We start from the raw sequence: 26,358 nt of genomic DNA on the forward strand, positions 1-26,358 counted from the left end.
GGCGCGGCGATGCTCTGGGCCTGCATCGTGCTGCCGCAGCTGGCGCTGGACGCGGTCCTGCGCCGCCTGCCCGATCCGTCCGCGCCGCTGGCGCTGGTGGAAGGGCCGGCGCAGCTGCGCCGCCTGCATGCGGTCAATGACGCGGCGGCGCAGGCGGGACTGCGGCCGGGCATGCGGCTGTCGGCCGCGCACGCGCTGCTGGCCGGCCTGCGCACCGTCGAGCACCAGCCGCAGGCCGAGGCGCACTGGCAGCGCTTCCTGGCGGCCTGGGCCTACCGCCACAGTTCGCTGGTCAGCGCGCAGTGGCCGCGCGCCATCGTGCTGGAGGTGCAGGCCAGCTTCCGCCTGTTCGGGCCGTGGCCGCGCTTCGAGCGGCGCCTGCGCGAGGAACTGGCACTGCTGGGGTTCGGCCATCGCCTCGCGTTGGCGCCGACGCCGCGCGCCGCGCGCGTGCTCGCCGGGCTGAAGGACGGGCTGGCGGTGACCCAGCCGGCGGCGCTGCGCGCGCTGCTGGACGCGGTGCCGGTGCGCCGCGCCGCGCTGCCCGACGATGCCGGCGAGCGCCTGCAGCGGATGGGCATCGCCACCCTGGGCGCATTGCGCGCGCTGCCTGGCGACGGCGTGCGCCGCCGCTTCGGCGCCGGCCTGGCCGAGCACCTGCGCCGGCTCTACGGCGAGGCCGACGACCCGCTGCCGTGCTATGCGCCGCCGGACCGCTTCGATGCGCGGCTGGAGATGGACTACGAGGTGGAGACGCACACCGCGCTGCTGTTCCCGCTGCGGCGGCTGATCGGCGACCTGTGCACCTGCCTGTCGATCCGCGACGGCGGCGTGCAGCGCTTCCTGCTGCGGCTGGAGCACGAGCAGGGCCATACCGACATCGAGGTCGGGCTGCTGGCGGCCGAGCGTTCGCCGGCGATGCTGTTCGAACTGGCGCGCAACCGCCTGGAGCGGGCGCAGATCCCGCGCGCGGTGACCGGGCTGCGGCTGCTGGCGCGGCAACTGCCGCCGTTCGTGCCGGCCAGCCGCGACCTGTTCGATGCGCGCCCGCAGCAGGCGCTGGACTGGCCGCAGCTGCGCGAGCGGCTGCGCGCGCGGCTGGGCGACGAGGCGGTGTACCGGGTGCAGCCGGCCGCCGACCCGCGCCCGGAACGCGCCTGGCGCCGCAGCGTCGGCGACGCGCTGGACCCGGCGCAGTCCCCGCCGCGGCCGCCGCGCCCGGCCTGGCTGCTGCCGCAGCCGGTGCCGCTGCGCGATCGCCGGCTGCGCATCGTCTCCGGCCCGGAGCGGCTGGAGAGCGGCTGGTGGGACGGCGAGGAGGCGCGCCGCGACTACTACGTGGTGGAGACCGCGCACGGCCAGCGCGCCTGGGCGTTCGTGCCGCCGGGCGAGCGCGAGGGCTGGATGCTGCACGGGTGGTTCGCATGAGCTGGGACGATGCGCCCGACGGCGTGGACCACGATGCCCCCGGCGGCCGTGCGCCGCGCTCCTGGGGTGTCAGGGCGCGGCTGCAGGCCGCCGCCAACGACGCGGTCGTCCACGAGGCCGCCGCCGGCGACGGATGGCCGGCCTACGCCGAGCTGCACTGCCTGTCCGACTTCTCGTTCCTGCGTGGCGCCTCCAGCGCCGAGGCGCTGTTCGCGCGCGCCCGCGATTGCGGCTACGAGGCGCTGGCGATCACCGACGAATGCTCGCTGGCCGGCATCGTGCGCGCCTGGGAGGCGGCGCAGGCGACCGGGCTGAAGCTGGTCGTCGGCAGCGAGTTCGCCCTGGCCGACGGCCCGCGGCTGGTGCTGCTGGTCGAGGACGCCGCCGGCTACGGCCGGCTGTGCGCGCTGATCACCACCGCCCGCCGCGCCGCGGCCAAGGGCCGCTACCGGCTGCGCCGCGCCGACCTGGAGGCGCAGTTGCGCGGGCAGGCCGCCGGCCTGTTCGCGCTGTGGCTGCCGGCGGTCGAGCCGGACGAAGGCGAGGGCCGCTGGCTGAAGGACCTGTTCGGCGAGCGCGCCTTCCTGGCGGTGGAGCTGCACCGCGAATGCGACGATGCCGCGCGCCTGTCGGCGCTGCTGGCGCTGGCCGGCCGGCTGCAACTGGCGCCGCTGGCCAGCGGCGACGTGCACATGGCCACGCGCCGCGAGCGCATCGTGCAGGACACGCTCGCCGCCATCCGCCACGGCGTGCCGCTGGCCGAGGCCGGCGCGCAGCTGTTCCGCAACGGCGAGCGCCACCTGCGCATGCGTCGCGCGCTGGGCAACATCTACCCGGCGCCGCTGCTGCAGGCCGCGGTGGAGCTGGCGCGGCGCTGCCACTTCGACCTCAAGCGCGACCTGCACTACGCCTACCCGGTGGAGCTGGTGCCCGACGGCCACACCCCGACCAGCTGGCTGCGCGCGCTGGTCGAGGCGGGCATCGCCCGCCGCTGGCCCGGCGCGCCGCCGCCGAAGGTGCGCGCCGACATCGAGCACGAGCTGGCGCTGATCGCCGAGCTGAAGTACGAGACCTTCTTCCTCACCGTGCACGACGTGGTGGCGTTCGCCCGCTCGCGCGGCATCCTCTGCCAGGGGCGCGGCTCCTCGGCCAACTCGGCGGTGTGCTACGCGCTGGGCATCACCGCGGTGGACCCAGGCGAGAACCGGCTGCTGATCGCGCGCTTCCTGTCCAAGGCGCGCGACGAGCCGCCGGACATCGACGTCGATTTCGAGCACGAGCGGCGCGAGGAAGTGCTGCAGTACGTCTACGCCAAGTACGGCCGCGGCCGCGCCGCGCTGGCGGCCACGGTCATCCGCTACCGCGGCAAGAGCGCGGTGCGCGACGTGGCCAAGGCCTTCGGCCTGCCGCCGGACCAGATCGCGCTGCTGGCCAACTGCTACGGCTGGGGCAACGGCGACACGCCGATGCAGCAGCGCATCGCCGAGGCCGGCTTCGACCTGGACAACCCGCTGATCGCGCGGGTGCTGGCGATCACCGCGCGGCTGGTCGACCACCCGCGCCACCTGTCCCAGCACGTGGGCGGCTTCGTCATCTCCGACGCGCCGCTGTCCACCGTGGTGCCGGTGGAGAACGCGGCCATGGCCGAGCGCACCATCATCCAGTGGGACAAGGACGACCTGGAGACGATGGGCCTGCTCAAGGTCGATTGCCTGGCGCTGGGCATGCTGACCTGCATCCGCAAGGCGCTGGACCTGGTGCGCACGCACCGCGGCCGCGACTTCGACCTGGCCGGCATCCCGGCCGAGGACCCGGCGACCTACGCGATGATCCAGCGCGCCGACACCGTGGGCGTGTTCCAGATCGAATCGCGCGCGCAGATGGCGATGCTGCCGCGGCTCAAGCCGGCGACCTTCTACGACCTGGTGATCGAGGTGGCGATCGTGCGCCCCGGGCCGATCCAGGGCGACATGGTGCATCCCTACCTGCGCCGGCGGCAGGGCCAGGAGCCGGTGAGCTATCCCTCCGACGGAGTGAAGGAGATCCTCGGCAAGACCCTGGGCATCCCGCTGTTCCAGGAGCAGGTGATGGAGCTGGTGATCCATGCCGGTTACCTGGCCCACGAGGCCGATGAGATGCGCCGCTCGATGGCGGCCTGGCGACGCGGCGGCGACATGGAGCCGCACCGCAAGCGGATCCGCGAACTGATGGAGGGCAAGGGCTATGCCTCGGCCTTCATCGACCAGATCTTCGAGCAGATCAAGGGCTTCGGTTCCTACGGTTTCCCGCAGAGCCATGCCGCCTCCTTCGCCAAGCTGGTCTACGCCAGCTGCTGGCTCAAGCGCCACGAGCCGGCGGCGTTCTACTGCGGCCTGCTCAACGCGCAGCCGATGGGGTTCTACTCGCCCAGCCAGATCGTGCAGGACGCGCGCCGCGGCAACGGCGCGCGGGCGGCGGTCGAGGTGCTGCCGGTGGACGCGATGCACAGCCACTGGGACAACGCCCTGGTCGGCGGGCGGCCGTGGCGCAGCGATGCTGACCCGGGCGAACAACCGGCCATCCGCCTGGGCCTGCGCCAGGTCGCGGGCCTGTCCGAGGCGGCGGCCGCGGCGGTGGTGCAGGCGCGCGCGCAGGCGCCGTTCGCCAGCGTGGCCGACCTGTGCCTGCGCGCCGGGCTGGACGGCAAGGCGCGCAGCGCGCTGGCCGAGGCGGGCGCGCTGCAGGCACTGGCCGGCAACCGCAACGCCGCGCGCTGGGCGGTGGCCGGCGTCGAGCCGCGCCGGCCGCTGCTGCCGGGCAGCCCGCGCGAGGCCGAGGCGATGCTGCCGGCGCCGCGCGTCGGCCAGGAGATCCTCGCCGACTACCGCAGCACCGGGCTGACCCTGCAGCGGCACCCGATGGCGCTGCTGCGCCCGCAGATGCGCAAACGTCGCATCCTCGGCCTGCGCGAACTGCGCACGCGCCACCACGGCTGCGGCGTGCACGTCGCCGGGCTGGTCACCCAGCGCCAGCGCCCGGGCACCGCCAAGGGCACGGTCTTCGTCACCCTGGAGGACGAGCACGGCATGATCAACGTGATCGTCTGGCCGCAGCTGACCCTGCGGTGCCGGCGCGCGCTGCTGGAGTCGCGGCTGCTGGCGGTGCGCGGCCGCTGGGAGCGCGTGGACGGGGTGGAGCACCTGATCGCCGGCGACCTGTACGACCTGAGCGAATTGCTGGGCGAGCTGCAGGTGGAGTCGCGGGATTTCCACTAGCGCGGCCGGCAGCGGCCGAGGGCGCGATTGCCATGGCCGGCCGTTTCCCGCCTGCCGGTACGGATGCCCCCGGCGCGCCTTGCCGGAAACGCAGGGCAGGGAGGCCGCAGGAGCGGCCGGGCCACGAAACCGCCGGCCACGGGGAGGTCGTGGCCGGCGCGGACATCGCCCATGCCGCGGATCGGATGCGCGTTCCGATGCGTTTCCAGCGGCGCGCCTTGCCGGCCGCCGGGTCACCGTCCTGCCCGCAAGGCGAGGGCAGGAGGCGACCGGCAGGCACCGTGGACGTGCGGGAAAACGCCCGGCCGCGTGCCCGCCTGCGACGGTTTTGCCTGCAACGATCCTTGCGCGGTGCGGGCTGCGCGGGTTTTGCGGCGCAGCATCTTGACAGCGTCCCGGGTGCTGGTGTCTTGTTGGCGGCCATGTCGCGCCTGACCGCCACCGCCCATCCGACCGACGCCCCGCACCGCGGGACGCGCACGGCGGCCATGTCCGGCGCCACGACCACCATCACCACCACCATTACCGTCACCACTCGCCCGGTGCGGCCCGTCGTCTTCGCGTAGTTTTCCGAAAACCACGGCCCCGCACCCGGAACAGGTTGCGGTGGCACACCCCAGCCTGAGACGAGCGGGGCCTCCCGACCAGAGGTCTTGCCCCCATGTCGTCAGCAGCACCGTTGCAATCCCCGGAAGCCCTTTCCCAGCCCGCCGCACAGGCCGCGCCCGCGACCGTCGTGCACAAGTTCGGCGGCACCTCGGTGGCCGATGCCGAGCGCTACCGCCATGTCGCCGACCTGCTGCTGGCGCGCGCGGAGACGATGCAGGTCACCGTGGTCTCGGCGATGAAGGGCGTGACCGACGCGCTGATCCACCTGGCCGAGGTCGCCGCGCAGGCGCGGCCGGAATGGCGCGAGCTGTGGCACGACCTGCGCGCGCGCCACCGCGCCGCGGCGGTGTCGCTGCTGGGCGAGGATGCCGGCGCGACCCTGGAATGGCTGGACGGCCGCTTCGACCACCTGGCCGAGATCCTCGGCGCGCTGTCGGTCATCGGCGAGCTGCCGCGCGAGGTGCTCGACCGCGTGCAGGGCCTGGGCGAGGTGTACTCGGCCTACCTGCTCGGCCGGTACCTGCTCGCCCTGGGCGAGGATTGCGCGGTGCTCGACGCGCGCGACGTGCTGGTGGTGGACCGCGGCGAGCTGGGCGTGGACGTGGACTGGGATGCCAGCGCCGCCCGCCTGGCGCAGTGGCGTGCCGGGCATCCGCAGCGGCGCGTGGTGGTCACCGGCTTCGTCGCCCGCGACCGTTCCGGCCACATCACCACGCTCGGCCGCAACGGCAGCGACTATTCCGGCGCGATCTTCGCCGCGCTGTTCGACGCCGACGAGCTGCAGATCTGGACCGACGTGGACGGCGTGCTCTCGGCCGACCCGCGGGTGGTGCCCGAGGCCGTGCAGCTGGAATCGCTCAGCTACGACGAGGCCTGCGAGCTGGCCTACTTCGGCGCCAAGGTGGTGCATCCCAAGACCATGTCGCCGGCGATCGCGCGCGGCCTGCCGATCATCATCCGCAACACCTTCCAGCCCGAGCACCCGGGCACGCGCATCACCGCCGACAGCGCCGTGCACGGGCCGATCAAGGGCCTGACCCTCAGCCCGGGCCTGGCGGTGCTGAACCTGGAGGGCACCGGCCTGATCGGCGTGCCGGGCACCGCCGAGCGCGTGTTCTCGGCGCTGCGCAACGCGCACGTGTCGGTGGTGATGATCTCGCAGGGCTCGTCCGAGCACTCGATCTGCTGCGTGGTCAAGGAGGCCGAGGCGGCGCGCGCGCGCGAGGCGCTGCTGCAGGCCTTCGCCCCGGAACTGGCGCTGGGCCAGGTGCAGCGCGTGCAGCTCACCCCGGGCATCAGCGTGCTGGCCGCGGTCGGCGACGGCATGGCCGGCCAGCCGGGCGTGGCCGCGCGCCTGTTCGGCGCGCTCGGCCGCGCCCAGGTCAACATCCTGGCCATCGCCCAGGGCTCGTCCGAGCGCAACATCTCGGTGGCCATCGACAGCGACCACGCCACCCGCGCGCTGCGCGCCGCCCACGCCGGGTTCTGGCTCTCGCCGCAGACCTTCTCGGTCGGCGTGATCGGCCCGGGCAACGTCGGCGCGGCCTTCCTGGACCAGCTGCGCGACGCCCAGGCCAAGCTGCTGACCAAGGCCAACGTCGACCTGCGCCTGCGCGCGGTCTCCTCCTCGCGGCGCATGCTGCTCAGCGAGCGCGGCCTGCACGGCGACTGGCGCGGCGCCTTCGCCGACGCGCACGAGCCGGCCGACCTGGACCGCTTCACCGAGCACCTGCTGTCGGCGCACCTGCCGCACACCGTGGTCATCGACTGCAGCGGCAGCGCCGAGGTGGCCGACCGCTACGCCGGCTGGCTGGCCGCCGGCATCCACGTGGTCACGCCGAACAAGCAGGCCGGTTCCGGCCCGCTGCCGCGCTTCCGCGCGATCCGCGAGGCCGCCGCGGCCAGCGGCGCGCGCTTCCGCTACGAGGCCACGGTCGGCGCCGGCCTGCCGGTGATCACCACGCTGCGCGACCTGGTGGACACCGGCGACAAGGTGACCTCGATCGAGGGCATCTTCTCCGGCACCCTGGCCTGGCTGTTCAACAAGTACGACGGCAGCTTGGCGTTCTCGGCGCTGGTCGCCCAGGCCCGCGCGATGGGCTACACCGAGCCCGATCCGCGCGACGACCTGTCCGGCATGGACGTGGCGCGCAAGCTGGTGATCCTGGCGCGCGAGGCCGGGCGCGAGATCAGCCTGGAGGACGTGCAGGTGGAAAGCCTGGTGCCGGACGCGCTGCGCGAGGTCGGGGTGGAGGCGTTCATAGCGCGCCTGCCCGAGGTCGATGCCGCCTTCGCCGCGCGCCTGGCCAGCGCGCGCGCGCGCGGCTGCGTGCTGCGCTACGTGGCCCAGCTGCGTCCCGGCGACGCCGCCAGCGTCGGCCTGGTGGAGCTGCCGGCCGACCACGCCTTCGCCAACCTGCGCCTGACCGACAACGTGGTGCAGTTCACCACCCGTCGCTACAGCGAGAACCCGCTGGTGGTGCAGGGCCCGGGCGCCGGCCCGGAGGTCACCGCCGCCGGCGTGTTCGCCGACCTGCTGCGGGTCGCCGCCGGCGAGGGGGCACGCCTGTGAGCGCGATACCGGAAGCCGCCGCCCAGCCGGCGCGGGCGCCGGGCCTGCCCGGCCAGGCGCGGGCCTTCGCCCCGGCCTCGGTGGCCAACGTCGCGGTCGGCTTCGACCTGCTGGGCTATCCGCTGGCCGGCGTCGGCGACACGGTCACGGTGCGCCGCATCGAGGCCCCGGAAGTGCGCATCGCCGCCATCCGCGGCACCACCGTCGAGCTGCCGCTGGACGCGGCGCGCAATACCGCCGGCGCGGCGCTGATGTCCCTGCGCCGGACCCTGGCGCTGCCGTTCGGGCTGGAGATCGAGATCGACAAGGGCATCCCGCTCAGTTCCGGCATGGGCGGCTCGGCGGCCTCCTCGGTGGCGGCGCTGGTGGCGGCCAACGGCCTGCTGGAGCAGCCGCTGTCGCGCGAGGCGCTGTACGCCTTCGCCCTGGACGGCGAGGCGGTGGCCAGCGGCAGCCGCCACGGCGACAACCTCGGCCCGATGCTGGTCGGCGGCCTGGTGCTGTGCACGCTGGAACGGCTGGTGCCGGTGCCGGTGCCCGCCGCCTGGCACAGCCTGGTGGTGCACCCGGACGCGGTGCTGGAAACGCGCCGGGCACGCCAGGCGCTGGCCGGCGACTACGCGCTGGGCGAGTTCGTCGCGCAGAGCGCCAACCTCGCCCTGGTGCTGGCCGGCTGCCACGCCGGCGATGCCGGGCTGGTGCGCGCCGGCCTGCGCGACGTGCTGGTCGAACCGCGCCGCGCCGGGCTGATCGGCGGTTTCGCCGCGGCCAAGCAGGCCGCGCTCGAGGCCGGCGCGATGGGGGCCAGCATCTCCGGCGCCGGACCGAGCGTGTTCGGCTGGTTCGAGACGCGCCAGGCCGCCGAGGCCGCGGCCGCGCCGGTGCGCGCGGCGTTCGCCGCGGCCGGCTTCGCCAGCCAGGCATGGGTCTCGGCGGTGGCCAGCCCGGGGGCGCGACTGCTGTAGCGCGGCGCGGCCGCCCGGCCCGCGGCGCCACCGGGACGGACCGGTGGCGCGCGGAGCCCCTCCCACTTCATACCTGGATGCATCGATCGCCATGAACTTCATCTCCACCCGCAACCATGCGCCGGCCGCGACCCTGAGCCAGGCCATCGCCGCCGGCCTGGCCCCCGACGGCGGCCTGTACGTGCCCGAGGCGATGCCCGGCGCGCGCGAACTCGTGCCCGGCGCCACCCTGGCCGATACCGCCGCCGACCTGCTGGCGCCGTTCTTCGACGGCGATGCGCTGGCCCCGGAACTGGCCGGCATCTGCCGCGCCGCGTTCGATTTCCCGGCGCCGCTGGTGCCGCTGGCCACGCCCGGCGACCACGTGCTGGAGCTGTTCCACGGCCCCACCGCCGCGTTCAAGGACTTCGGTGCGCGCTTCCTCGCCAACGCGCTGGCGCGCATCCGCCGCGGCCACGACACCCCGCTGACCATCCTGGTGGCGACCTCGGGCGACACCGGCGCGGCGGTGGCGGCAGCCTTCCACGGCCAGCCCGGCCTGCGCGTGGTGGTGCTGTACCCGGACGGGCGGGTGTCGCCGCGCCAGGCGCACCAGCTCGGCTGCTTCGGCGGCAACGTCGCCGCGCTGCGCGTGGCCGGCTCGTTCGACGACTGCCAGGCGATGGTCAAGCAGGCCCTGAACGATGCCGACCTGCAGGCGCGGGTGCCGATGAGCTCGGCCAACAGCATCAGCCTGGGCCGGCTGCTGCCGCAGACCAGCTACTACGCGCACGCGGCGCTGGCGCATCGCGCCGCCACCGGGCGGGTGCTGGATTTCGTCATTCCCACCGGCAACCTCGGCAACGCGCTGGCGGCGATCATCGCCCGCGCGCTCGGCGTGCCGATCGGCCGCATCGTGCTGGCCACCAACGCCAACCACGTGCTGCCGGACTATTTCGACGGCGGCGACTACGCGCCCGCGGCCAGCGTGGCGACCATCGCCAATGCGATGGACGTGGGCGCGCCGAGCAATTTCGAGCGGCTGCGCTGGCTGTACCGCGGCGACGACGCGGCGCTGCGCGCGGCGTTCGTCGCGCGCGCAGTGGACGATGCGACGATCCGCGCCACCATCGCCGAACGCCACGCCCGCTACGGCGAGACCTTCTGCCCGCACACCGCCACCGCCGTGCACGTGCTCGAGCTGCTGCGCGCCGAAGGCGCGGCCGGCGACTGGGCGGTGGCGGCCACCGCGCACCCGGCCAAGTTCGAGAGCGTCGTCGAGCCGCTGGTCGGCGGTCCGGTGGCGGTACCGCCGGCGCTGGCCGAACTGCTGGCGCGCCCGGCCCATGCCGAGCCGCTGGCGGCCGAGTACGGCGCGCTGCGCGACTACCTGGCCGGCTGAGGCGGCTGCCCGCGCCGGCAACGCGGGCGGGCGCCTGTGCAGTGCCTGCCCGTGGCTCCCGCGGCAGGCGTTCGCCGCGGGCCCGGCTGCCTGGCCGTTCGTGCGGCGGCATTGATCCACAGACGATGTGGACGGGCGGTTGACCATCGTGTGGATAAGTCGCGCGGCGCCTTGCGTGGCGGGCACTCCCTCCGGATTGGCCAAAATCTAGCCATCCATGCCGCGACGGCGCGGCCGGTCCGGCTACTGGGCGGTCCAGCCGCCGTCGATGGCGATGGCCTGGCCGGTGATGTTGCGCGCGGCGTGGCCGAGCAGGTAGCCGGCCAGCCCGGCCAGTTCGTCGTACTCGATGAACACGCCCTTGGGCATCGGCTTGAGCATGACCTGGGCGACCACCGCGTCGGCGGGGATGCCGCGCGCATGCGCCTGGTCGGCGATCTGCTTCTCCACCAGCGGCGTCTTCACGTAGCTCGGGCACAGGGTGTTGATGGTGATGTCCGTGCCGGCGGTTTCCAGCGCCACCGCCTTGGAGAACCCGACCAGCCCGTGCTTGGCCGCCACGTAGGCGCTCTTGTACGGGCTGGCCACCAGCGAGTGGATGCTGCCGATGTTGACGATGCGCCCGTAGCCGCGTTCGCGCATGCCCGGCAGCACCGCGCGGGTCAGGCGCGCCACGCCGGTGAGCATCACCTGCACGAGCAAGTCCCATTTCTCCATCGGGAATTCCTCCAGCGGCGCCACGTGCTGCAGGCCGGCGTTGTTGACCAGCGCCTCCACCGGGCGCGACACGCGCGCCAGCGCCGCGGCCACGCCGGCATCGGAGGTGACGTCGAGCGCGACCGCCTCGGCCGAGCCGCCGGCGGCAGCGATCGCCGCCGCCACCTCGCGCGCGCCCTCGAGCGCCATGTCGCTGACGATCAGGTGGTGGCCGTCGGCGGCCAGGGCACGGGCGATGCCGGCGCCGATGCCGCTGCCGGCGCCGGTGACGAGGATGCTGCGCGGTTGCGGGACGGGTCGGGTCATGGGGCGGTCCTGGACGTGGCGAAGGCGGCAAGCCTACTCCGCGACAGGCCGGGTGCGGGCGCGGCCTGCCGGCGGGGTTCCTCCCCGGACCGGGGCACGGTCGCGTGTCCCGGAAGGGAGCTGCCCCGCTTCGTCCGGCATGGCAGTCCGGGCGGAATGGCCCGGCACCCGCAAGAGGCGGGGCGAGAGGGTGAAGCGGGCACGCAGGGGCCGGGAACCTGCCGGCCGGGCGACGGATGGCGCCGCTTCGATGGGCGCCGGCGAATGCCGGGACGCCGTCGCTCAGACCGCGTCGTTGGCGGCGAGCCGGTGCAGGCCGGCCGAATCGGTGATTTCCACCACGTGCTGGTGGGGCAGGGCGATCAGGCCCAGGGTGCGCAGCTTGGTGAAGGTGCGGCTCACCGTTTCCATGGTCAGGCCCAGGTGGTCGGCGATGTCGGCACGGCCCATCGGCAGGTCCACCAGCATGTGCCCGCCCTGCTCGCGCCCCAGGCGCGAGGCCAGGGTCAGCAGGAAGTCGGCCAGCTTCTCGATCGGCTGCATGCGCGCCAGGGCCAGCGCGGCGTCCTGGGCGGCGTCCAGCTCCAGGCAGGCGCGCTGCAGCAGCTTGCGTTCCAGGTGCGGGAATTCGGCGCGCAGCTTCTGCATGTCGGCGATCTGCACCCGGCACACGCGGCTGTCGGTGATGGCCTCCACGTCGTAGCGGAAGCGGGTGGCCTCGGTCAGGCCGACGTAGTCGCCGGGCAGGACGAAGCCGGCCACCTGGCGGCGACCGTCGGCCAGGGTGCGCACCAGGCGCAGGGCGCCGCCGGTGAGCGTGTAGACGTGACGGCGGGTGTCGCCGGTGCGGGCCAGTACCGTGCCCTCGGCCAGCGGCAGCGACACGGTCACCGCCTCCAGCGCCTGCGATTCCTCGGGCGCCAGGGCCGCGCAGATGGACAGGTGGCGGATGCCGCAATGCAGGCAGTCCAGCCCAGTCGCGGCGGGTGCACATGCTGACGCCGGGTCCTTGTAGGGCAGAGCGTAGGCGGGCCGATTCATGGGATATGCCGCTGCGGGGTGCGGCCATGATAAGCCATGCGGCCCCGGGCCCGCCCAGCGGCTAGAATTGGCGGTCCGTTTCCGCCCCCGCAATTCCCCCAGGAGTCCCGCTCGTGATCAAGCCCCGTACGCCGCCCGGCATCATGGAACTGCTGCCGCGCGAGCAGATCGCGTTCCAGCGCATGCTGGACGTCATCCGCCGCAACTACGAGCGGTTCGGGTTCCTGCCGGTGGAAACCCCGGTGTTCGAGCTGTCGGAGGTGCTGTTGACCAAGTCCGGCGGCGAGACCGAGCGCCAGGTGTACTTCGTCCAGTCCACCGGCGCGCTGGAAAAGCACCAGGAGGGGCTGCCCGAGCTGGCGCTGCACTTCGACCTGACCGTGCCGCTGGCGCGCTACGTGGCCGAGCACGAGCACGAGCTGAGTTTCCCGTTCCGCCGCTACCAGCTGCAGCGCGTGTACCGCGGCGAGCGCGCCCAGCGCGGGCGCTTCCGCGAGTTCTACCAGTGCGACATCGACGTGATCGGCAAGGACGCGCTGTCCATCCGCTACGACGCCGAGGTGCTGGCGGTGATCCACGCCGTGTTCTCCGAGCTGGGCATCGGCGATTTCGCGGTGCAGCTCAACAACCGCAAGCTCATGCGCGGCGTGTTCGAGAGCCTGGGCGTGGCCGACGGCGAGCGCCAGATGGCGGTGCTGCGCGAGGTCGACAAGCTCGACAAGCGCGGTGCGGCGTACGTGCGCGAGGTCCTGACCGGGCCGGAGTTCGGCATCGCCGCCGAGCAGGTGGACCGGATCCTGGAATTCGTCGCCACCCGCTCGGAAGGCCATGCCGACGCGCTGGCGCGGCTGGACGCGCTGGCCGGCCTGCCCGGCGCCGGCCAGGCCCTGCGCGAGGGCGCGCTGGAACTGCGCGAGGTGCTGGAACTGGTGCGCGCCCTGGGCGTGCCGGAGAACGCCTATTGCCTGAACTTCTCCATCGCCCGCGGCCTGGACTACTACACCGGCACGGTCTACGAGACGCTGCTGACCGGGCACCCGGAGATCGGCTCGATCTGCTCGGGCGGGCGCTACGAGAACCTGGCCAGCCACTACACCAAGTCCAGCCTGCCGGGCGTGGGCATCTCCATCGGCCTGACCCGGCTGTTCTGGCAGCTGCGCGAGGCCGGGCTGATCGCCGGCATCGCCGAGAGCAGCGTGCAGGCGATGGTGGCGCTGATGGACGAGGCCAACCTGCCCGAGGCGCTGGACATCGCTCGCCGCCTGCGTGCCGGCGGCATCAACACCGAAGTGCAGATGGAGCCGAAGAAGATCGGCAAGCAGTTCCAGTACGCGGCCAAGGCGGGCATCCGCTTCGTGGTGCTGGCCGGCGAGGACGAGCTGGCGCGCGGCGTGGTCGCGGTCAAGGACCTGGTGCGCGAGCAGCAGTTCGAGGTCGCCCGCGCCGAGCTGGCCGAGACCCTGCGCGTGGAGCTGGAGCAGGCCAAGGTCATGTGAGCCGGCCGGGCGGTCGCCCTGGCCGCCCGTGCCCACGAGGCCGCCGCGCCGGTCGTGGCGGGCGACCCGGCGGTCTTCCCGCCGTAGCGCCGTCTTCCGCCGGTCCGGGAGCGGCCGGCGCCGGTCCGTCCGGCCAGGCCCCGCCTCGCCGGATCGGCGTTCCCGCGGTCGGCAGGGGGGCATACGCGAACCCGGCGTCTTCCGCGATACCCGTATCGCGACCCATCCCGTGCCGGCTCCGGGCCGCGAGGCCTGCCGCCGCGGATCGCGAACCGTGGGGCCGCATCGCCGCCATTTGGTGTCCCGTCGCCCGCGGCTTCCATCCCGCAACGCACCTGCGAATCGCGGGAAGAACGCGCCGGGATATGCGCGCGGCGCGCGAGTGGGTTGGGTCGCGCGCCACTGCGAATCGCGGGCCGGTTCCGGGGGATGGCCAGGCGGATTTCCCCGGCGACGCGATGGCCGCCCCCGGCGCCCGCCATCCAGGCAGTTTCCCTTCCGGCGCGGTTCCGTGCCGTTTCTTCCCGCCGCGTCTTGTTCTCCGGGCCGTCTCCCCATGCACCCACCAGTGCGGCGGACGTATGCGTCGCGGTTGATCCTGATCGTCTTTTGTACTAACGTGATAACACGCTATTACGTTGGTACGCATGAAATCCCGTCCCGATCCCGCCGAACTTGCCCGTGCCAGCGCGCCGTTCCAGGCGCTGGTGCACGCTCTGGCCGGCCTGGATTCGGCCCAGGACGTGGCCGCGTTCCTGCGCGACCTGTGCACCCCGGCCGAGCTGGAGGCCATGGCCGACCGCTGGCGCGTGGTGCCGCTGCTGGTCAAGGGCGTGCCGTATCGCGAGATCCACGAGCTGACCGCGGTCAGCGTCACCACCATCGGGCGCGTCGCCCGCACCCTGGAGCACGGCGCCGGCGGCTATGCCGCGGCCCTGCAACGCCAGTCGGCGTCCGCCGAATCCCACTGAAGAGAACGAAATGAGCGCTTCCCTGGCAGCACCGGCACGCGACCGGTTGCGCATCGCCATCCAGAAATCCGGCCGCCTGGCCGAGCCCGCGCGCAGCCTGCTGGCCGCTTGTGGCCTGAGCTGGCGGCAGAGCCGCGACAAGCTGTTCTGCTACGGCGAATCGCTGCCGGTGGACCTGCTGCTGGTCCGCGACGACGACATCCCCGGCCTGATCGCCGACGGCGTGGCCGACCTGGGCGTGGTCGGCCGCAACGAGCTGGAGGAGCAGGCCGCCGAGCGTATCCGCAATGGCCTGCCCGAGGCGTTCCAGGCGCTGCGCGGGCTCAACTTCGGCCAGTGCCGGCTGATGCTGGCGGTACCGGAGGAATGGGACTGGCAAGGCGCGCAGCAGCTGCAGGGCCTGCGCATCGCCACCAGCTACCCGGCCATCCTCGGCGGCTGGCTGGCCGAGCGCGGCATCGACGCGCAGGTGGTCGAGCTGTCCGGCTCGGTGGAGATCGCCCCGCGCCTGGGCACCGCCGACCTGATCTGCGACCTGGTCTCCAGCGGCGCGACCCTGGCGGCCAACCAGCTCAAGCCGGTGGAACTGGTGATGGAGAGCGAGGCGGTGCTGGCCGGGCCGATGCGCGAGCCCGACGACGTGCGCGCGGGCCTGCAGGCGATGCTGCTGCGCCGGCTGGACGGGGTGGTGCGGCAGAGCGACAGCAAGCTGCTGATGTTCCGCGCCGCCCACGACTCGGTGGACGCGCTGGCGCGGTTGCTGCCCGACGCCGAGCCGCTGGTGCGCCTGCCCTCGCCCGAGGAGGGCCCGCTGCAACTGCAGACCATGTGCCACGGCACGATCACCTGGCAGCGGCTGGAGGAACTGGAGCGCGCCGGCGCCCAGGGCTTGATGGTATTGACGGTGGAGCGTTCGCTGGCATGAACAGATTGGATTGGGACCGGCTCGACGAGGCCGGGCGCGCGCGGGCGCTGACCCGCCCGGTGCAGACGGTGGCCGAGCAGACCCGGCAGGCGGTGGCCGGGCTGATCGCCCAGGTGCGCGACGGCGGCGATGCCGCGTTGCGCGAGATCACCCGCCGCTTCGACGGGGTCGAGCCGGAGGATCTGGAAGTCGGCGCGGCCGAGTTCGCCGCCGCCGAGGCGGCGGTGCCGGCCGAGTTGCGCGCCGCGATGGAGCAGGCGATCGGCCGCATCGAGGCCTTCCACCGCGCCGGCATGGCCAGCGGCTACGCGGTGGAGACCGCGCCCGGCGTGGTCTGCGAGCGCGTGGTGCGCCCGATCGCCCGGGTCGGCCTGTACGTGCCGGCCGGCAGCGCGCCGTTGCCGTCCACCGCGCTGATGCTGGGCGTGCCGGCGCGCCTGGCCGGCTGCCGGCAGGTGGTGCTGTGCACGCCGCCGCGCAAGGACGGCACGGCCGATCCGGCGGTGCTGGTGGCCGCGCGCCTGACCGGCGTGCACCGGGTGTTCAAGCTCGGCGGCGCCCAGGCGATCGCGGCGATGGCCTACGGCAGCGCGAGCGTGCCTGCCTGCGACAAGCTGTTCGGGCCGGGCAACAGCTTCGTGACCGAGGCCAAGCAGCAGGTCGCGCAGGCCGGTGCGGCGGCGATCGACATGCCGGCGGGGCCCTCGGAGGTGCTGGTCATCGCCGATGCCGGCGCCCATCCGGCCTTCGTCGCCGCCGACCTGCTGTCGCAGGCCGAGCACGGCCCGGATTCGCAGGTGCTGCTGGTCTCCGACAGCGACGGCCTGATCGATGCGGTCGCCGCGCAGATCGAGGTGCAGCTGCAGGCCCTGCCGCGCGCGGCCATCGCCCGCCAGGCGCTGGCGCAGTCGCGGCTGATCCGGGTCGGCGCGCTGGACGAGGCGTTCGCGCTGAGCAACCGCTATGCCCCGGAGCACCTGATCCTGGCACTGCGCGATCCGCGGGCCTGGCTGGACCGGGTCGAGGCCGCCGGCTCGGTGTTCCTGGGCGACTACACGCCCGAGGCCCTGGGCGACTACTGCAGCGGCACCAACCACGTGCTGCCGACCAACGGCGCCGCCCACGCCTACAGCGGGGTGAGCGTGGGCAGCTTCCAGAACTACGTCAGCGTGCAGTCGGCCAGCCGCGCCGGGATCGCCGGCATCGGCCCGTGCGCGTTGGTGCTGGCCCGTGCCGAGGGCCTGGACGCGCACGCCAACGCGGTGGCGCTGCGCCTGGAGGAAGAGGCATGAGCGGTCCGGACGGGCAGGGCGAGGAGCTGCTGGCGCTGGTGCGCCCGGACCTGCGCGACTTCGGCGGCTACGTGTCCGCGCGCAGCAGCCGGCTTCAGGGCGAGGTCTGGCTCAACGCCAACGAGTCGCCGTGGCCCAACCCGGCCGATGCCGGCGCCGCCGCCAGCCGCCGGTATCCGGACCCGCAGCCGCCGGCCCTGCGCCAGGCGCTGGCCGAGGTGTACGGCTGCCGCCCCGAGCAAGTGCTGATCGGCCGCGGCAGCGACGAGGCCATCGACCTGCTGGTGCGTGCCCTGTGCGTGCCGGGGCGCGACGCGGTGCTGACCACGCCGCCGGTATTCGGCATGTACGCGGTCAGTGCCCGCCTGCAGGGCGCGCCGCTGGTGGAAGTGCCGCTGGTGGACGGGCCGGCCGGCTTCGCGCCCGACCTGGACGCGGTGGTGGCCGCCGCACGCGCGCGCCACGCGCGGCTGGTGTTCCTGTGCTCGCCGGCCAACCCGACCGGCGGCGCGCTGGCCCCGGCGCAGATCGCCGCGGTGGCCGACGCCCTGCGCGGCCAGGCGCTGGTGGTGGTGGACGAGGCCTACGGCGAATTCTGCGACCAGCCTTCGGCATCCACCCTGATGGCCGCCCATCCCAACATCGCCGTGCTGCGTACCCTGTCCAAGGCGCACGCGCTGGCCGCCGCGCGCATCGGCTGCCTGATCGCCGCGCCGGCACTGGTGCGCGTGCTGCGGGCATGCCAGGCGCCGTACCCGGTGCCGACGCCGTGCGCGGAACTGGCACTGGCGGCCCTGTCCGCTGACGCGCTGGTCGAGACCAGCGCGCGGGTGGTCGCCCTGGTCGCCGAGCGCCGGCGCATGCAGGCGGCCCTGGCCGGCCTGCCGGGCGTGCGCCGGGTCTATCCCTCGCAGGGCAACTACCTGCTGGTGCGCTTCGACGACGCCCAGGCCGCATTCGAGGCGTTGCTGGCCGCGGGCGTGGTGGTGCGCGACCAGCGCGCCGCGCCGCAGCTGGACGATGCGCTGCGCATCAGCCTGGGCACGCCTGGGCAGAACGACCGCGTGCTGCAGGCGCTGGCGGCGGCGGCGAGGGCGGCGGCATGACCCCGATCCTGTTCGTCGATCGCGACGGCACCCTGATCGAGGAGCCGGACGACTTCCAGATCGACGCCTACGAGAAGCTGCGCTTCGTGCGCGGGGTGATCCCGGCGCTGCTCAAACTACGCGATGCCGGCTGGCAGTTCGTCATCGTCAGCAACCAGGACGGGCTCGGCACCGAGGCCTATCCGCAGGCCCGTTTCGACGGCCCGCATGCCTTGATGATGCAGGTGTTCGAGAGCCAGGGCATCGCGTTCCGCGACGTGCTGATCGACACCAGCTTCCCGGCCGACAACAGCCCCAACCGCAAGCCCGGCATCGGCCTGGCGCTGCCGTACCTGCAGGACCGCTCGATCGACTGGGCACGCTCGGCCATGGTCGGCGACCGCCCGACCGATCTCCAGTTCGCCGACAACCTGAAGATCCGCGGCTTCCAGCTGCGGACCGCGCAGTTCGGCGGCGACTGGGACTGGGCCGGCATCGCCCACGAACTGGCCGACGCACCGCGCCGCGCGGTGGTCCAGCGCGACACCAAGGAAACCAGGATCCGCGTCGAGGTGGACCTGGACCGCGCCGCCGAGCCGCACATCCGCACCGGCCTGCCGTTCTTCGACCACATGCTCGAGCAGATCGGCAAGCACGGCGGCATCGCCCTGGCGATCGAGGCCCGCGGCGACCTGCACATCGACGAGCACCACACCATCGAGGACACCGGCCTGGCCCTGGGCCAGGCCCTGCGCCAGGCGCTGGGCGACAAGCGCGGCATCGGCCGCTACGGCTTCGACCCGGCCGGCGAACCCTGGCGCGAGACCGGTGCCGGGCCCTGCGTCGGCTTCACCCTGCCGATGGACGAGACCCTGGCCAGCGCCGCGCTGGATTTCAGCGGGCGCCCGTACTTCGTCTTCGATGGCCAGTTCCGGCGCGAGCGCGTCGGCGACATGCCCACCGAGCTGGTGCCGCATTTCTTCCGCTCGTTGTGCGATGCTTCCGGGCTCAACCTGCACCTGCGCGTGCGCGGCGAGAACGACCACCACCAGGTGGAAGCCTGCTTCAAGGCGCTGGCGCGCGCACTCGGACAGGCCGTCCGTCGCCAGGGCAATGCGCTGCCCTCGACCAAGGGAGCGTTATGACCGATGTTGCGCTGATCGATGCCGGCGGGGCCAACCTGGGCTCGGTCCGCTATGCGCTGGAACGGCTGGGGATCGAGCCGCGGCTGGTGCGCGACGCGCAGGGCCTGCAGGGCGCCGGCCGGGTGATCCTGCCCGGCGTCGGCGCGGCCCCGGAAGCGATGGCGCGGCTGCACGCGCAGGGCCTGGTGGAACCGCTGCGCCAGCTGCAGGTGCCGGTGATCGGCATCTGCCTGGGCATGCAGCTGCTGTTCGATGCCTCCGAGGAAGGCAACGTGCAATGCCTGGGCCTGGTCCCGGGCACGGTGCGCCACCTGCACGCCGGCCTCGGCATCCGCGTGCCGCACATGGGCTGGAACGAATTGCTGCCGCTGCGCGAATCGCCGCTCACCGCCGGCCTGGGCGCCAAGCCCTATGCCTATTTCGTGCACGGCTACGCCGCGCCGCTGTCGGCCGACACGGTGGCCGCCTGCGATCACGGCGGCCTGTTCGCCGCGGTGGTGCAGCGCGGCCCGTACTGCGGCGCGCAGTTCCACCCGGAGCGCTCCGGCGAGACCGGCGCGCGCATCCTGCGCAACTTCATCGAGATGGACCCGCCATGAGCTTCACCGTCTATCCCGCCCTGGACATCCGCGACGGCCGGGTGGTGCGCCTGGCGCAGGGCGACTACGCGCGCGAGACCCACTACGGCAGCGACCCGCTGGAACGCGCGCGCGCCTTCGCCGCCGCCGGTGCACGCTGGATGCACCTGGTCGACCTGGACGCGGCGCGCGCCGGCGGCTACACCCTGGCGCCGCTGCTGGGCCGGATCGCGCGCGAGACCCACCTGTCGGTGCAGACCGGCGGCGGCGTGCGCTCGCGCGAGGACGTGGCGCGGATCCTGGCCGCCGGCGCCGAGCGCGTGGTGGTCGGCTCGCTGGCGGTGCGCGAGCCGGCCACCGTGCTGGCCTGGCTGGCCGAGTTCGGCAGCGGCCGCCTCACCATCGCCCTGGACACCCGCCTGGATCCGGTGAACGGCCACTGGCGCCTGCCGGTGCACGGCTGGACCGAGGACGCCGCCGCCGACCTGGACACGCTGGCCGGGCGCTACGCCGAGGCCGGCATGAAGCACCTGCTGTGCACCGACATCGAGCGCGACGGCATGCTTTCCGGTCCCAACATCGACCTGTACGTGCACCTGCGCAAGCTGCTGCCGGGGGTGGAGGTGCAGGCCTCCGGCGGCATCCGCGACCTGGCCGACGTGCGCGCCGCGCGCGCGGCCGGCTGCGGCGGCGTGGTGCTCGGCCGGGCACTGCTGGAAGGGCGGCTGGCGCTCGAGGACGCACTGGCATGCTGACCCGGCGCATCATCCCGTGCCTGGACGTGCGCGGCGGCCGCGTGGTCAAGGGCGTGCGCTTCCGCGACCACGTGGACATGGGCGACATCGTCGAGCTGGCCATGCGCTACCGCGACCAGGGCGCCGACGAACTGGTGTTCTACGACATCGGTGCCAGCCCGGAGGATCGCACCGTCGATCCGGCCTGGGTCGAACGCGTGGCGCGGGTGATCGACATTCCCTTCTGCGTGGCCGGCGGCATCGCCGACGTGGCCACCGCGCGCACCGTGCTCAATGCCGGCGCCGACAAGATCTCCGTCAATTCCCCGGCGCTGGCGCGCCCGCAGCTGGTCGGCGAGCTCGCCCAGGCCTTCGGCGTGCAGTGCGTGGTGGTCGGCGTGGATTCGATCCGCGAGCCCGACGGTCAGTGGCGCGTGCGCCGGCTCACCGGCGACCCGTCGCGGACCCAGGCCGTCGCCCGCCGCACCCTGGACTGGGTGGTCGAGGCGCAGGCGCTGGGCGCCGGCGAGATCGTGCTCAACTGCATGGACAGCGACGGCGTGCGCCGCGGCTACGACATCGCCCAGCTGCGCGAGGTGCGCGCGGCGTGCCGGGTGCCGCTGGTCGCCTCCGGCGGCGCCGGCATGATGCAGGACTTCGCCGACGTGTTCGACCAGGCCGACGTGGACGGCGCGCTGGCCGCCAGCGTGTTCCACAGCGGCGCCATCGCCATTCCGCAACTCAAGCGCTATCTGCGCGAACGACAGATCGAGGTACGCGATGTTCGACCGTGACGGAGCCGTAGCCTGGCCCGACGTTTCCCGCCTGGACTGGGCCAAGGGCGACGGACTGCTGCCGGTGGTGGTGCAGGATGCGGCCACCCTGCGGGTGCTGATGCTCGGCTACATGAATGCCGAGGCCCTGCAGGCCACCCGCGACAGCGGCAAGGTGACCTTCTACAGCCGCAGCAAGCAGCGCCTGTGGACCAAGGGCGAGAGTTCCGGCCACTACCTGCAGGTGGTGGCGGTGCGCGTGGACTGCGACCAGGACACGCTGCTGGTCACCGCCCATCCGCAGGGGCCGACCTGCCACACCGGCGCGGTCAGCTGCTTCCCCGGCGCACCGGGCGATTTCCTCGGCGAGCTGGATGCCCTGGTGGCCGAGCGCGAGCGCACCCGGCCCTTCGGCAGCTACACCACGCAGCTGTTCGAGCAGGGCGTGCGCCGCATCGCGCAGAAGGTCGGCGAGGAAGGCGTGGAGACCGCGCTGGCGGCGGTGGCCCAGGAGGACCCGGAGCTGCTCGGCGAGGCCGCCGACCTGCTCTACCACCTCACCGTGCTGATGCACGCGCGCGAACTGTCCGTGGCCGACGTGCTGGACGTGCTGGCGCAGCGCCACGCCAACGCGGCCTGACGCCCGTCCTTCGTGGCGGGCGCCGCGGCGGCCCCGGACGATCCATGGCCGTGAGGACCATGCCCCGCGTTCTCGCGGGCGCGGGCACGGGCACGGAACGAAGATGTTGCACGGGCGCCGGCCGGCACGATGCGTTGCCCTCCTGCGGCCGGCGGCTTGCGTGCCGGGCGTGGCGGTGCAGCGCCATGCCAGCGGACCCGATGTCGCGGCCATTCCCGCGATTCGCGGTCGCGATGCCCCACGCGAGAGCTGTTTCCCTGCGGCATTGCCCCTCGCGTTGCTGCGCGCACGTGGATTGCCGCAACGGCGTGTACACGCCCCGCGGGAATCCTTCTTCCCGGTCGGCCGGACATGGAAGCGGCCGCGTCCGGCCGACGGAAGGGGGCGTACGCCGGCGGTTCCGCGGCTGGGTCGCATGTCGTGGTTCGAGGGGAGGGGCTTGAATCGCCTCGTGCCCCCGGCGTACGTGACAGGACGGAAGCCCAACCTGCATGCCGTTTGCCTGTGGCGGCGCCGCAGGCCATGGGGTCCTCCGCACCCGACCCCGGCGAGCCTGCTTGCGCGATCCATGGCCTGGCGTGTCCCGCCAGGCCATCCTCGGCAGGAACGACACGGCGGCACGCAGTGCCGCGGCTGCCACCGAGAGTCCCCAAAACGCGAACGCCTCCCGGCAGGGAGGCGTCGTGGGGATCCGGGCTGGCGGGCGCGAGGCTGGCGGGCGGGGATCGCAGGGCTGGCTGGCCGGAGGCTGGCTGGCGCGCGCAGTCTAGCCAGTGGCCGGATTCGATGAAGGAACAAGAATCCTTCTCATCGAGTCGCAGCGGAGCGGGCGGCAGGCCGTTGCCCGGGCTGCAACGAAGCAGGGCCGGCACTCGCCGTGCCGGCCCTGCCTGTCCGTTCCTGCGGGTACGCTCAGACGGCGATCGAGGCGAAGTCCTCGACGCGGGCATGGCCGTGGGTGGCCTCGCCGGTGCGCGCCTGCGCATAGTCCTGGCGGCGATCGAGCAGCACCGTCTCCAGCCCGGCCTCGCGTGCGGCGTCCAGCTCGGCCACCACGTCGGACAGGAACAGGATCTCGGCCGGCGCGACGCCGATCCGCGCGGCGATCCGTGCGTAGCTGGCGCTTTCGCGCTTGCCGCCGATCTCGGTGTCGAACCAGCCGGAGAACAGGCCGGTCAGGTCGCCGGCGTCGCTGTGGCCGAAGAACAGCTTCTGCGCCGGCACCGAGCCGGAGGAGTACACGTACAGGCCGAGCCCATCGTCGTGCCAGCGGCGCAGCACTGGCGGCACGTCCGGGTAGATGTGGGTGGTGAACGCGGCCTGGCGGTAGCCCTCGGCCCAGATCATGCCCTGCAGCGCCTTGAGCGCGGTGTGCTTGCGGTCCTCGTCGATCCACGACTGCAGGACGGCGACGATCGCGGCGTCGTCGCCGGCGCCGGTCTCGGCCGCGACCGCGTCGAGCCAGTGTCGCACCTGCGGTTCCCGGCCGTGCGCGGCCACGAAGCCGGGCAGGGCGCTGCGCGCGTAGGGGAACAGCACGTCCTTGACGAAGGAGATGCTGCTGGTGGTGCCCTCGATGTCGGTGAGGATGGCGCGGGTCATCGGGTCAGGCGGCCTGTTCGGGTTCGTAGCGGGAGAATTTCTGGGCGATGTCGTCGCCGGTGAAGTGGCCCACCCAGCCGGCCGGGTCGGTGAAGAAGCGGATCGCAACGAAGTACGGCTCGGCCCCCATGTCGAACCAGTGCAGGGCGCGGTCGGGCACGGCGATCAGGTCGTTCTTGACGCACTCGATCTCGTACACCTTGCCGTCCACGTGCAGGGTGAACTGGCCGGACCCGGCGACGAAGAAGCGCACCTCGTCCTCGACGTGGAAGTGCTCGTCGAGGAACTTCCTGCGCATTTCCTCGCGCTTGGGGTTGTCCGGGGCGATGCTCACCACGTCGACGTTGGTGAAGCCGCGCTCCGCCACCAGGCGGTCGATGTCGGCCTTGTAGGCAGCGATGACCTCGTCCTGCGGGGCGCCCGGCTCGATCGGCTGGGAGGCCTGCCAGCGCTCGAAGGTGACGCCGATCCTGGCCAGCTCGGCGGCGATGGTGGCGCCGTCGCGGGTGTCCAGCAGCGGCGTGTCGGGGGTGGTGTCGGCGAAGATGCGCAGACGGCTCATGGCGTTTCCCTGACGTGGAAGGTGGAGGGACCGGAAAGGGTAGCAGCGTGCCGGCGGCGGCCACATGACGGCGCCGGAACGCTGATGTTCCGCCGGTGCGGGCAAAACCGCGGCGCGGCGGCCCTCAGGGGCGATCGCGCAGGCGCCGCAACTCCAGCTCGCAGCCCAGCAGGAAGTCGAAGGCTTCCAGGTGGCGGCGCGCCTCGGCCATGTCGCGGCCCCAGGCGTACAGGCCATGGCCGTCGATCAGGTAGCCCCACATCGGGGCCCGGTCGAGCAGGGCATCGACCTGGTCGGCCAGCACCGTCATGTCCTGGCTGTTGGGCAGCACCGGCAGGTCGATCGCGGTGTCGTGGGTGGTGTTGCCGCGCAGGGCCTTGAGCAGCTCGTAGCCGGCCAGGTGCACCTGGCCGGCCGGCCCGTACAGGCGCGAGGCCACGGTCTGCACCGGCGAATGGGTGTGCAGGACGCAGCCGACCTCCGGGAAGCGGCGGTACAGGCGGGTGTGCAGCAGGGTCTCGGCCGACGGGCGCAGGTCGGTGGCGACCGGGCGCGCGTCCATGTCCACGACCATGATGTCGGCCTCGACCAGCCGGCCCTTGTCGCGGCCGGAGACGGTGATGGCCACGTGGTCCTGGTCCAGGCGCTCGGAGAAGTTGCTGCTGGTGGCGGGCGTCCAGCCGGCCTGGGCCAGCTCGCGCACGTTGGCGATCAGTTCCTCGGCCGCCAAGTGCAGGCGTTCGGCGCTGTAGGGCAGGGAATCGGTGTTCATGGGCACATTCTAGGAAGAATCGGCGCGGCTTACCGAGCCAGGCGGCTGTGGCGGTAGCCGTAGCCGGCGTAGACCAGCAGGCCGACGACGGTCCAGGCGGCCATCAGCATCCAGTTGTAGCGGGTCATCGCCGAGAGCAGGGCCAGGCAGCTGGCGATGCCGGCCAGGCACACGAACCACACGCCGCGGATGCGGAACGGGCGCGGCAGCTGCGGCTGGGTGCGGCGCAGCACCAGCACGCCGGCGCAGACCGTGGCGAAGGCGATCAGCGTGCCCATCGAGGTCAGTTCGCCGAGTACGTCCAGCGGGAACACCGCCGCCAGCAGCGCGATGCCGATGCCGGTGATGACGGTGTTGACGTGCGGAGTGCGGTAGACCGGGTGGATGCGGCGGAACACCGCCGGCAGCAGGCCGTCGTTGGCCATGATCATGAAGATCCGCGGCTGGCCGATGATCATCACCAGCACCACCGAGGCCAGGCCGATCAGCGCACCGATCTCCACGACCGTGCGCAGCCAACCCAGCTGCGGGTGCGCGGCCACCGCGGTGACCACCGGCTCGTCGGTGCCGAGCAGGCGGTACGGCAGCAGGCCGGTCAGCACCAGCGCCATGGCCACGTACAGCACCGTGCAGATGGCCAGCGAGGCGATCATGCCCAGCGGCAGGTCGCGCTGCGGCCGCCGCGATTCCTGCGCCGCCACCGATACCGCCTCGAAGCCGATGTAGGCGAAGAACACCATCGCCGCGCCGCGCAGCACGCCCTCCCAGCCGTACTTGCCCGGGCCCTCGTTGGCGGGGATGAACGGGTGCCAGTTGGCCGGGTCCACGTAGCGCCAGCCGACGACGATGACCAGCACGATCAGCGCGATCTTGAGCACGACCATGGCCAGGTTCATCGCCGAGGACTTGCGGATGCCCACGTAGCACAGCCAGGTGAGCGCCAGCACCAGGATCGCGGCCGGCACGTTGGCGATGGCGCCGGTGGGGCGCAGCTGGCCGTCCAGCGGCGCGTTCACCAGCGCCGCCGGCAGGTGCAGGCCGAACTGGTCGAGCAGGCTGAGGAAATAGCCGGTCCAGCTCACCGCGACCGCCGAACCGGACACCCCGTACTCGAGCACCAGCATCCAGCCGATGAACCAGGCCGCCAGTTCGCCGAAGGTGGCGTAGGCATAGGTGTAGGCACTGCCGGACACCGGCACCAGCGAGGCGAACTCGGCGTAGGCCAGCGCGCAGAACGTGCAGCAGACGGCGGCCATCACGAAGGACAGCACGATCGCCGGGCCGGCATGCGCGGCCGCGGCCTGGCCGGTGATGACGAAGATGCCGCCGCCGATCACCGCGCCGATGCCCAGCGCGGTCAGGCCCCACGGGCCCAGGGTGCGGACGAGTTCGAGCTGCCCGGCGTCGCGGTTGACCGCGAGCGGGTGGCGGGTGGCCAGCAGGCGTTGGAGCATGGGCGGGATCCGGACCGGGAAGAAAGCGCGTCGGGCGGCCGGTCGGCGCGTTGCCC

22 protein-coding genes are annotated in these 26,358 nt (G+C 73.1%); 16 read left to right on the forward strand and 6 right to left on the reverse strand.

Annotated elements, in window-relative coordinates; genetic code table 11:
• Positions 1 to 9 precede the first annotated feature (9 nt).
• The 6 genes from BN3794_RS07215 to thrC all read left to right on the forward strand — a co-directional run bounded on the left by BN3794_RS07215 (position 10) and on the right by thrC (position 10,209).
• Positions 10 to 1,428 (forward strand): Y-family DNA polymerase, encoded by a 1,419-nt coding sequence (locus tag BN3794_RS07215; RefSeq protein ID WP_066095385.1) that lies wholly within the window; start codon positions 10 to 12, stop codon positions 1,426 to 1,428.
• Positions 1,425 to 4,682, forward strand: coding sequence for an error-prone DNA polymerase (locus BN3794_RS07220; RefSeq protein ID WP_066095388.1), 3,258 nt, complete (start codon positions 1,425 to 1,427; stop codon positions 4,680 to 4,682). The genes BN3794_RS07215 and BN3794_RS07220 overlap by 4 nt, the downstream gene beginning before the upstream one ends.
• 422 nt (positions 4,683 to 5,104) lie before the next feature.
• Positions 5,105 to 5,248 (forward strand): hypothetical protein, encoded by a 144-nt coding sequence (locus tag BN3794_RS16610; RefSeq protein WP_160330902.1) that lies wholly within the window; start codon positions 5,105 to 5,107, stop codon positions 5,246 to 5,248.
• A 113-nt stretch (positions 5,249 to 5,361) separates the two neighbouring features.
• On the forward strand, positions 5,362 to 7,863 hold the full coding sequence (thrA, locus tag BN3794_RS07225) for a bifunctional aspartate kinase/homoserine dehydrogenase I (RefSeq protein WP_066095392.1): 2,502 nt from the start codon (positions 5,362 to 5,364) through the stop codon (positions 7,861 to 7,863).
• On the forward strand, positions 7,860 to 8,828 hold the full coding sequence (locus tag BN3794_RS07230) for a homoserine kinase (protein ID WP_066095395.1): 969 nt from the start codon (positions 7,860 to 7,862) through the stop codon (positions 8,826 to 8,828). The genes thrA and BN3794_RS07230 overlap by 4 nt, the downstream gene beginning before the upstream one ends.
• A 91-nt stretch (positions 8,829 to 8,919) precedes the next feature.
• Complete coding sequence (gene thrC / locus BN3794_RS07235; RefSeq protein ID WP_066095398.1) at positions 8,920 to 10,209, forward strand: threonine synthase; 1,290 nt, start codon at positions 8,920 to 8,922, stop codon at positions 10,207 to 10,209.
• 243 nt (positions 10,210 to 10,452) lie between these two features.
• On the opposite strand, the gene BN3794_RS07240 is transcribed toward thrC, so the two are convergent.
• Both BN3794_RS07240 and BN3794_RS07245 read right to left on the reverse strand, forming a co-directional pair.
• On the reverse strand, positions 10,453 to 11,232 hold the full coding sequence (locus tag BN3794_RS07240) for a 3-hydroxybutyrate dehydrogenase (RefSeq protein ID WP_066095401.1): 780 nt from the start codon (positions 11,230 to 11,232) through the stop codon (positions 10,453 to 10,455).
• A 282-nt stretch (positions 11,233 to 11,514) separates the two neighbouring features.
• Entirely contained in the window at positions 11,515 to 12,273 is a 759-nt protein-coding gene (locus BN3794_RS07245; RefSeq protein WP_066095404.1) for a Crp/Fnr family transcriptional regulator, read from the reverse strand.
• 113 nt (positions 12,274 to 12,386) lie between these two features.
• Here BN3794_RS07245 and hisS point away from each other — a divergent pair, with 113 nt between their 5' ends.
• The 10 genes from hisS to hisIE all read left to right on the forward strand — a co-directional run bounded on the left by hisS (position 12,387) and on the right by hisIE (position 21,912).
• Positions 12,387 to 13,769, forward strand: a complete 1,383-nt coding sequence (hisS, locus tag BN3794_RS07250; RefSeq protein WP_066095407.1) for a histidine--tRNA ligase — start codon at positions 12,387 to 12,389, stop codon at positions 13,767 to 13,769.
• Between the two features lie 647 nt (positions 13,770 to 14,416).
• Positions 14,417 to 14,740 carry a YerC/YecD family TrpR-related protein gene (locus tag BN3794_RS07255; protein ID WP_066095410.1) on the forward strand — a complete coding sequence of 108 codons (324 nt, stop codon included), beginning with the start codon at positions 14,417 to 14,419 and terminating at the stop codon, positions 14,738 to 14,740.
• A gap of 10 nt (positions 14,741 to 14,750) precedes the next feature.
• Positions 14,751 to 15,665 carry an ATP phosphoribosyltransferase gene (gene hisG / locus BN3794_RS07260; protein WP_066095414.1) on the forward strand — a complete coding sequence of 305 codons (915 nt, stop codon included), beginning with the start codon at positions 14,751 to 14,753 and terminating at the stop codon, positions 15,663 to 15,665.
• Positions 15,662 to 16,957 (forward strand): histidinol dehydrogenase, encoded by a 1,296-nt coding sequence (hisD, locus tag BN3794_RS07265; protein WP_066095418.1) that lies wholly within the window; start codon positions 15,662 to 15,664, stop codon positions 16,955 to 16,957. The genes hisG and hisD overlap by 4 nt, the downstream gene beginning before the upstream one ends.
• Positions 16,954 to 18,063, forward strand: coding sequence for a histidinol-phosphate transaminase (hisC, locus tag BN3794_RS07270; RefSeq protein WP_066095424.1), 1,110 nt, complete (start codon positions 16,954 to 16,956; stop codon positions 18,061 to 18,063). Before hisD ends, hisC begins: the two co-directional genes overlap by 4 nt.
• Positions 18,060 to 19,187, forward strand: coding sequence for a bifunctional histidinol-phosphatase/imidazoleglycerol-phosphate dehydratase HisB (hisB, locus tag BN3794_RS07275; RefSeq protein ID WP_066095427.1), 1,128 nt, complete (start codon positions 18,060 to 18,062; stop codon positions 19,185 to 19,187). The genes hisC and hisB overlap by 4 nt, the downstream gene beginning before the upstream one ends.
• Positions 19,184 to 19,786: an imidazole glycerol phosphate synthase subunit HisH gene (gene hisH / locus BN3794_RS07280; protein ID WP_066095430.1), complete on the forward strand. Its 603-nt coding sequence runs from the start codon at positions 19,184 to 19,186 to the stop codon at positions 19,784 to 19,786. The genes hisB and hisH overlap by 4 nt, the downstream gene beginning before the upstream one ends.
• A complete protein-coding gene (gene hisA, locus BN3794_RS07285; protein WP_066095433.1) occupies positions 19,783 to 20,520 on the forward strand; it encodes a 1-(5-phosphoribosyl)-5-[(5-phosphoribosylamino)methylideneamino]imidazole-4-carboxamide isomerase in 738 nt (245 codons plus the stop codon). The genes hisH and hisA overlap by 4 nt, the downstream gene beginning before the upstream one ends.
• Positions 20,514 to 21,293 (forward strand): imidazole glycerol phosphate synthase subunit HisF, encoded by a 780-nt coding sequence (gene hisF / locus BN3794_RS07290; protein ID WP_066095435.1) that lies wholly within the window; start codon positions 20,514 to 20,516, stop codon positions 21,291 to 21,293. The genes hisA and hisF overlap by 7 nt, the downstream gene beginning before the upstream one ends.
• The gene (gene hisIE, locus BN3794_RS07295) at positions 21,280 to 21,912 is read left to right on the forward strand and encodes a bifunctional phosphoribosyl-AMP cyclohydrolase/phosphoribosyl-ATP diphosphatase HisIE (RefSeq protein WP_066095438.1); all 633 of its coding nucleotides are present in this window, start codon (positions 21,280 to 21,282) and stop codon (positions 21,910 to 21,912) included. Before hisF ends, hisIE begins: the two co-directional genes overlap by 14 nt.
• 912 nt (positions 21,913 to 22,824) lie before the next feature.
• Here the strand turns inward: hisIE and mtnC are convergent.
• From mtnC to BN3794_RS07315, 4 genes are all read right to left on the reverse strand, one after another.
• A complete protein-coding gene (gene mtnC, locus BN3794_RS07300; protein WP_066095440.1) occupies positions 22,825 to 23,514 on the reverse strand; it encodes an acireductone synthase in 690 nt (229 codons plus the stop codon).
• Positions 23,515 to 23,518: 4 nt separating this feature from the next.
• Complete coding sequence (locus BN3794_RS07305; RefSeq protein ID WP_066095443.1) at positions 23,519 to 24,076, reverse strand: 1,2-dihydroxy-3-keto-5-methylthiopentene dioxygenase; 558 nt, start codon at positions 24,074 to 24,076, stop codon at positions 23,519 to 23,521.
• Between the two features lie 124 nt (positions 24,077 to 24,200).
• On the reverse strand, positions 24,201 to 24,848 hold the full coding sequence (locus BN3794_RS07310) for a methylthioribulose 1-phosphate dehydratase (protein ID WP_066095446.1): 648 nt from the start codon (positions 24,846 to 24,848) through the stop codon (positions 24,201 to 24,203).
• A 29-nt stretch (positions 24,849 to 24,877) separates the two neighbouring features.
• Positions 24,878 to 26,302: an amino acid permease gene (locus tag BN3794_RS07315; protein WP_066095449.1), complete on the reverse strand. Its 1,425-nt coding sequence runs from the start codon at positions 26,300 to 26,302 to the stop codon at positions 24,878 to 24,880.
• Between the last annotated feature and the right edge of the window lie 56 nt (positions 26,303 to 26,358).

This window comes from Xanthomonas massiliensis, assembly GCF_900018785.1.
GTDB lineage: Bacteria > Pseudomonadota > Gammaproteobacteria > Xanthomonadales > Xanthomonadaceae > Xanthomonas_B > Xanthomonas_B massiliensis.